General features: G+C 57.9%; 6 protein-coding genes. 1 reads left to right on the top strand and 5 read right to left on the bottom strand.

What is annotated here, in order from left to right; all coding sequences use genetic code 11:
• Window positions 1-2: 2 nt before the first annotated feature.
• The 3 genes from ahpF to AC1DLB_RS20410 form a co-directional block, all read right to left on the bottom strand.
• A complete protein-coding gene (gene ahpF / locus AC1DLB_RS20420) occupies window positions 3-1,565 on the bottom strand; it encodes an alkyl hydroperoxide reductase subunit F (RefSeq protein WP_192350429.1) in 1,563 nt (520 codons plus the stop codon).
• Between the two features lie 145 nt (window positions 1,566-1,710).
• A complete protein-coding gene (gene ahpC / locus AC1DLB_RS20415; RefSeq protein ID WP_018929073.1) occupies window positions 1,711-2,274 on the bottom strand; it encodes an alkyl hydroperoxide reductase subunit C in 564 nt (187 codons plus the stop codon).
• A gap of 138 nt (window positions 2,275-2,412) precedes the next feature.
• Window positions 2,413-3,351 carry a site-specific integrase gene (locus AC1DLB_RS20410; protein WP_477743150.1) on the bottom strand — a complete coding sequence of 313 codons (939 nt, stop codon included), beginning with the start codon at window positions 3,349-3,351 and terminating at the stop codon, window positions 2,413-2,415.
• Window positions 3,352-3,529: 178 nt separating this feature from the next.
• Between AC1DLB_RS20410 and AC1DLB_RS20405 the strand changes: the two genes are divergently transcribed.
• Complete coding sequence (locus AC1DLB_RS20405) at window positions 3,530-4,549, top strand: DNA-binding protein (protein ID WP_086945543.1); 1,020 nt, start codon at window positions 3,530-3,532, stop codon at window positions 4,547-4,549.
• On the opposite strand, the gene AC1DLB_RS20400 is transcribed toward AC1DLB_RS20405, so the two are convergent.
• Both AC1DLB_RS20400 and galU read right to left on the bottom strand, forming a co-directional pair.
• Window positions 4,546-5,709, bottom strand: coding sequence for a glutathione-disulfide reductase (locus AC1DLB_RS20400; protein ID WP_477785537.1), 1,164 nt, complete (start codon window positions 5,707-5,709; stop codon window positions 4,546-4,548). The two genes, AC1DLB_RS20405 and AC1DLB_RS20400, sit on opposite strands and share 4 nt — an antisense overlap.
• Before the next feature lie 129 nt (window positions 5,710-5,838).
• Window positions 5,839-6,678: a UTP--glucose-1-phosphate uridylyltransferase GalU gene (gene galU / locus AC1DLB_RS20395; protein ID WP_003182953.1), complete on the bottom strand. Its 840-nt coding sequence runs from the start codon at window positions 6,676-6,678 to the stop codon at window positions 5,839-5,841.
• Window positions 6,679-7,072 lie beyond the last annotated feature (394 nt).

Genomic DNA, 7,072 nt, shown 5'->3' with positions numbered 1-7,072 from the left:
GTTTATGCCGGCGCCGAGGTGCGAATCAAGTGATCGAATGCGCTCAGGGAAGCCTTGGCGCCCTCACCCACCGCAATCACGATCTGCTTGTACGGCACGGTAGTCACGTCGCCGGCCGCGAACACGCCGGGGATCGACGTCTCACCACGGGCATCGACAATGATCTCGCCACGCGGTGACAGCTCGATGGTGCCTTTGAGCCAATCGGTATTAGGCAGCAGACCGATCTGCACAAAAATCCCTTCCAGCTCAACAGTGCGCAGCTCGTCCGACTGACGATCCTTGTAGCGTAGGCCGTTGACCTTCTGGCCATCGCCGGTCACTTCAGTGGTTTGCGCACTGGTGATCACGGTAACGTTCGGCAGGCTGTGCAACTTGCGCTGCAACACCGCATCGGCGCGCAGTTGCACGTCGAACTCCAGCAGGGTTACGTGGGACACGATCCCCGCCAGGTCGATGGCTGCTTCGACGCCGGAGTTACCGCCACCGATCACCGCCACACGCTTGCCTTTAAACAGCGGACCGTCACAGTGCGGGCAGTACGCCACGCCCTTGTTGCGGTATTGCTGCTCACCCGGAACGTTCATTTCACGCCAGCGCGCGCCGGTGGCGAGGATTACGGTCTTGGCTTTCAAGGACGCGCCGCTGGCGAAATGGATTTCGTGCAATTCACCGTTTTTTCCCGGCACCAGCTTGTCGGCGCGTTGCAGGTTCATGATGTCCACGTCGTATTGCTTAACGTGTTCTTCCAGTGCCACGGCCAGTTTCGGCCCTTCGGTTTCCTGCACGGAGATGAAGTTCTCGATGGCCATGGTGTCGAGCACCTGACCACCAAAACGTTCAGCCGCCACGCCGGTGCGAATGCCTTTACGAGCGGCGTAAATTGCCGCTGAAGCACCGGCCGGGCCACCGCCGACGACCAGTACGTCGAAGGCTTGCTTGGCGCTGATCTTCTCGGCCTGGCGCTCGATGCCGCTGGTGTCGATCTTGGCGAGGATTTCTTCCAGGCCCATGCGACCCTGGCCGAAGTTCACGCCGTTCAGGTAAACGCTTGGCACGGCCATGATCTGGCGCTCGTCAACTTCGGCCTGAAACAGCGCGCCGTCGATGGCGACGTGGCGGATGTTCGGGTTCAGCACGGCCATCAGGTTCAGCGCCTGAACCACATCCGGGCAGTTCTGGCAGGACAGCGAGAAGTAAGTCTCGAAGTTGAACTCGCCTTTGAGCGAGCGGATCTGCTCGATAACGTCGACACTGGCTTTCGATGGGTGGCCGCCGACTTGCAGCAAGGCCAGCACCAGGGATGTGAATTCGTGGCCCATCGGGATGCCGGCGAAACGCAGGCTGATATCGGCTCCCGGGCGATTGATCGAGAACGATGGTTTACGCGCATCGTTACCGTTGTCGAGCAAAGTAATCTGGGTGGAAAGACTGGCAACGTCTTTGAGTAACGCGAGCATTTCCTGGGATTTCGCACCGTCGTCGAGGGATGCAACGATCTCGATCGGCTGAGTGACCCGTTCCAGGTACGATTTCAACTGGGCTTTAAGATTGGCGTCCAACATACGGGCGATTTCCTTAGATGCTGTTTGAATAGAGAGCAATCAGACATAAAAAAACGCCCGAGCGAATCTCGCCCGGGCGTTTTATGGGGCGGTGCAGCTTACTTAGTAGGTGCGGAGCTCCGCCCTGATGAAGCGCGTCACAGACTTAGATCTTGCCGACCAGGTCCAAGGACGGAGCCAGAGTAGCTTCGCCTTCTTTCCACTTGGCTGGGCACACTTCGCCCGGGTGAGCGGCGACGTATTGAGCGGCCTTGATTTTGCGCAGCAGCTCGGAAGCGTCACGGCCTACACCGCCATCGTTGAGTTCAACGATTTTGATCTGGCCTTCAGGGTTGATCACGAAAGTGCCACGGTCAGCCAGGCCAGCTTCTTCGATCAGCACGTCGAAGTTGCGGGAGATGACATGAGTCGGGTCGCCGATCATGGTGTACCGGATTTTGCCGATGGCTGGCGAAGTGTTGTGCCAGGCAGCGTGGGCAAAGTGGGTATCGGTGGAAACGCTGTAGATCTCGACGCCCAGTTTTTGGAACTCGGCGTAGTTGTCAGCCAGGTCTTCCAGTTCGGTCGGGCAAACAAAGGTGAAGTCAGCTGGGTAGAAGAAAACGACAGACCACTTGCCTTTCAGGTCAGCGTCCGACACGTGTACGAAGTCGCCATTTTTGTAGGCGGTAGCTTTGAACGGTTTAACTTGGCTGTTGATGATAGGCATCGGTGACTCTCCGTCAGGGGTTAAGAAGTTGATGTGGTGAATCCTACCCACCCGATCGCCGGTTGGCTCATTGRCAAACCTGATGCTGCTGATTTGTTTTCGCTATTAGCCGAGCGTATTAATAGAAGAAAACGTGATCTACAGCGCCAACGGCTTTTCAGCGATTCGGGTCATCCCGAGAAACGGGCTGGCTTCAACATAGCGCATGGCTGACTTCACATCCTTCCAGCCCACGTAATTCATCAACGACTTCAAATCCCAACCGCTCTGAGCCGCCCAGGTGGCGAAGCCGCGACGCAGGGAGTGACTGGTGTAGTGCTCGGCCGCAATGCCGGCGCGCTCCAGTGCCTGGCGCAACAACGGGATCACGCTGTTGGCGTGCAAGCCCTCCTCGCTCAAATGGCCCCAGCGATCGATGCCACGAAACACGGGGCCACGGACCAACGCGGCTTCAGTAATCCATTCGATGTAGGCCTGTACCGGGCACAGGCGCTGCAAGGCGGGTGCCTGGTAGGTCTGGCCGAGGTTCTCGCGATCGCCCTTGCTGCGTGGCAAGTAGAGGGTAATGCCTGAACCGGCGCTGGCTTGTACATGCTCGATCTGCACGCGGCACAACTCATCACTACGAAAACCACGCCAGAAGCCCAGCAGGATCAGTGCGGTGTCGCGCTTGGCTCTCAGCAATCCCGCGCGATCGCCCTGCGCCCTGGCGGATTGTGCTTCCTGCTCCAGCCAGGCGATCACTTGCTCCAGATGTTGAAGCTGCAAGGGTTCAGCCTGTTTTTCCTGGGCCGGGTGCAGCGCGCGAATACCTTTGAACACTTTGCGCACCACCGGTGCCTTGGTCGGATCGGCGAACCCCTGGCTGTTGTGCCACTGCGCCAACGCGGACAAGCGCAACTTCAAGGTATTGATCGACAGCACGCCCGCATGTGCAACCAGGTACCGCGCAACGCTATCGCTGGTCGCCGGCAGGAACCCGCCCCAGCTGACTTCGAAGTGCTCGATGGCCGCGCGATAGCTGCGACGGGTGTTGTCGCGGGTAGCGGCTTGCAGGTAGCGATCCAGATCGGTCATGGGCTCAGTGCTCGAAAACGTACCGCGTTGGCGATTGAAAACCCGGTCTACAGCTCATCACACGGGGTAATACCAGTATATCCCGCATCAGTTATCACAAGTTTTTAACTTTATTCACGGCATGGTACATTGCTAATATTAGTGGTACGTACCACAGTATCAAATCGTAGGAGAACACATGGCACGTGGCGGCGTAAACAAGGCACTGGTGCAAGCGGCACGCTCGGCAATCCTCGCCCGGGGCGAACACCCGAGCATCGACGCAGTGCGGATCGAAATGGGCAATACCGGCTCGAAAACCACGATCCATCGCTATCTGAAAGAGCTCGATGACGGCGCCGAACCCGCGCCAGCACCTTCCGAACCGATCGATGATGAGCTGACAGCGCTGGTGGCGCGTCTGGCGCAACGCCTGAAAGAACAGGCGCAAGAACCCATCGACCAGGCACGCGCGCAGTTCGAGCAACAACGAAAAGAGCTGGAAACCCAGCTGCACGAGGCCCGCGAGGCCAATACCGAATTGCAACAGCAATACGAAATTCAAAGCCTGGCGCTGACCCAGGAATCGGCGGAACTGCACGACACCCGCTCGATGCTGCAAACCGAGCAAACCCGCAACGCCGGGCTGAACCAGGCACTGGCCGATTTCGAATTGCGCTTGCAGGACAAGGACGAGCAGATCCGCTCACTGGAAGAAAAACACCTGCACGCCCGCGAAGCACTGGAGCACTACCGCAACGCCGTCAAAGACCAGCGCGAGCAGGAACAGCGACGCCACGAAGGCCAGGTGCAGCAGATTCAGATGGAGTTGCGTCAGGCCCAGCAAAGCGCACTGGTACGCCAGGATGAAATCACCCAACTGCATCGCGACAATGAGCGTCTGCTGACCGAAAACCGTGGCACGCTGCGGGAGTTGAGCCTGTTGCAGGAGCAACTCAAGCACACCAACAGCCGACAGGATCAGTTACTGGAACAGGTCACCCGCATCGACAGCGAACGCACCCTCCTCCAGGAACGCTTGCGCATTGCCTTGCTGGAAAGCCAGTCTCTCAAGCAGAACATTGACGAGCAGTCGCACATCAACAAAGCGCTGGAAGTTGAACTAATCAAGTTGCAGGCAAGCCTGGATGAAAGCGTGCGTCTGGCCGCTGTCGTTGCGACAGCGCCAGACGCATCAGCGCCACAGAAGAACGATTAACCCGCGACTGGCGTACGCATGGTGACGAACTCTTCGGCGGCCGTCGGATGCACACCGATGGTTTCGTCGAAGTCGCGCTTGGTCGCGCCCGCTTTCAGGGCAATCGCCAATCCTTGCACGATCTCGCCGGCATCCGGGCCGACCATGTGGCAACCCAGGACCTTGTCGGTCTTGGCGTCCACCACCAGTTTCATCAAGGTGCGTTCCTGGCATTCGGTCAGGGTCAGCTTCATCGGCCGGAAACGGCTTTCGAAGATCACCACATCGTGCCCGGCCTCGCGCGCTTCTTCTTCAGTCAGCCCGACAGTGCCGATGTTCGGCAAGCTGAACACGGCGGTCGGGATCATCTTGTAATCCACCGGGCGATATTGCTCAGGCTTGAACAAACGCCGCGCTACGGCCATGCCTTCGGCCAGAGCAACCGGCGTGAGTTGTACCCGACCAATCACATCACCGAGGGCCAGGATCGACGGTTCAGCGGTTTGATACTGTTCATCGACCTCGACGGTCAGCTCTTCCTGCAAATGTTTGCGCACTGTGCCGTCGAAGCCACGCAGAAACAGATCACCGCGATACAGCAGCGTTGTCTCGGCACCCAGCCCGTGGAAAATCCCGGCGAACTCCACCGCAATGTAACCACCACCGACCACCAGAACGCGCTTGGGCAGCTCTTTAAGGAAGAATGCCTGGTTGGAGCTGATGGCATGCTCGTGCCCCGGAATCTGCGGGATCTGCGGCCAACCACCGGTGGCAATCAGGATGTTTTTGGCGGTGTAACGCTCGCCATTGATCTCAACCTGATGCGGGTCGACGATTTTCGCGTGACCTTCATGCAAGGTCACACCACTGTTGACCAGCAGATTGCGATAAATGCCGTTCAGGCGATTGATCTCGCGATCCTTGTTGGCGATCAGCGTCGCCCAGTCGAACGTCGCTTCACCCGGAGTCCAGCCAAAACCTTGCGATTGCTCGAAGTCTTCGGCGAAGTGCGCGCCGTAGACCAGCAGTTTTTTCGGCACACAGCCGACGTTCACGCACGTACCGCCCAGATAACGGCTCTCGGCCACGGCGACTTTCGCACCAAAACCGGCCGCAAACCGCGCAGCCCGCACACCGCCAGAACCGGCACCAATCACATATAGGTCAAAATCGTAGGCCATTACTATCTCCTCGGCAGGACACCAGCATACCTGCGAGCGCCCTTTGGGCAAGCGTTGCAAACTATTTGGGGCCGAAAAATGAAAAAGCCACCCGAAGGTGGCTTTTCAATACAAGCAGCTCAGGCGCTATCAGTAAGCCTTGCCAGTCTTGTAGAAGTTCTCGAAGCAGAAGTTGGTTGCGTCGATGTAGCCTTCGGCGCCACCGCAGTCGAAACGCTTGCCTTTGAACTTGTAGGCCATGACGCAGCCGTTTTGCGCTTGCTTCATCAGGGCGTCGGTGATCTGGATTTCGCCGCCCTTGCCTGGCTCGGTCTGTTCGATCAGGTCGAAGATGTCCGGGGTCAGGATGTAACGGCCGATGATCGCCAGGTTCGACGGTGCATCTTCAGGTTTTGGCTTCTCGACCATGCTGTGAACGCGATAGATGTCGTCGCGAATCATCTCGCCGGCGATCACGCCGTACTTGTTGGTTTCCTGAGGATCGACTTCCTGGATGGCCACGATCGAGCAGCGGAACTGCTTGTACAGCTTGACCATCTGGGTCAGTACGCCGTCGCCTTCGAGGTTGACGCACAAGTCGTCCGCCAGTACTACGGCGAAAGGTTCGTCGCCAATCAGTGGACGGCCGGTCAGGATTGCGTGGCCCAGGCCTTTCATTTCGGTCTGGCGAGTGTAGGAGAACGAGCACTCGTCGAGCAGTTTACGGATGCCGACCAGGTATTTTTCCTTGTCAGTGCCCTTGATCTGGTTTTCCAGCTCGTAGCTGATGTCGAAGTGGTCTTCCAGGGCGCGTTTGCCGCGACCGGTAACGATGGAGATTTCGGTCAACCCGGCATCCAGTGCTTCTTCGACGCCGTACTGGATCAGTGGCTTGTTTACCACCGGCAGCATTTCTTTGGGCATGGCTTTAGTCGCTGGCAGGAAGCGAGTACCGTAACCGGCTGCTGGGAACAAGCATTTCTTGATCATATAAGTCCTTGAAAGGGCTGTGTGTACGAGTTTCGGCGCAGTCTAATCAGGCGGCGTGCACCTTACAATGCCCCGCACTGGCTAACCGACGCCATCATAGAGAAATATTCTGATGGATAGTTCCGCAGATAAGCTGCACAACGTCTTATAGATAGCAGAGATCGACGACCTGCGCGGCCATCAGTCTAGCGACAATCTGCCCCACCCTACACCCATCGGCACCCGTTGAGGGCATTTGGCGCTATTATTGCGCACCTGAACCAGCCAACGAGGCAGATAGATGTCGGCAGCAAAAAGCGTCAACGGGTACCTGATCAATCAGGCGAAAGACGGCCAGTGGTGGATAGACAGCGTCGGCGGCGAGAATATTGCCGGGCCGTTCCCTACAGAAGCG

This window comes from Pseudomonas sp. 05N434 (assembly GCF_056396965.1).
Note: the sequence above shows the minus strand (reverse complement) of the source record. Positions and strands in the feature narration are given on the sequence as shown.

Excerpts from the sequence above, each read along its gene's own strand:
- AC1DLB_RS20405 (WP_086945543.1), top strand. The coding sequence starts at position 3,530 with ATGGCACGTGGCGGCGTAAACAAGGCACTGGTGCAAGCGGCACGCTCG.
- ahpC (WP_018929073.1), bottom strand. The coding sequence starts at position 2,274 with ATGCCTATCATCAACAGCCAAGTTAAACCGTTCAAAGCTACCGCCTAC.
- AC1DLB_RS20400 (WP_477785537.1), bottom strand. The coding sequence starts at position 5,709 with ATGGCCTACGATTTTGACCTATATGTGATTGGTGCCGGTTCTGGCGGT.
- galU (WP_003182953.1), bottom strand. The coding sequence starts at position 6,678 with ATGATCAAGAAATGCTTGTTCCCAGCAGCCGGTTACGGTACTCGCTTC.
- AC1DLB_RS20410 (WP_477743150.1), bottom strand. The coding sequence starts at position 3,351 with ATGACCGATCTGGATCGCTACCTGCAAGCCGCTACCCGCGACAACACC.
- ahpF (WP_192350429.1), bottom strand. The coding sequence starts at position 1,565 with ATGTTGGACGCCAATCTTAAAGCCCAGTTGAAATCGTACCTGGAACGG.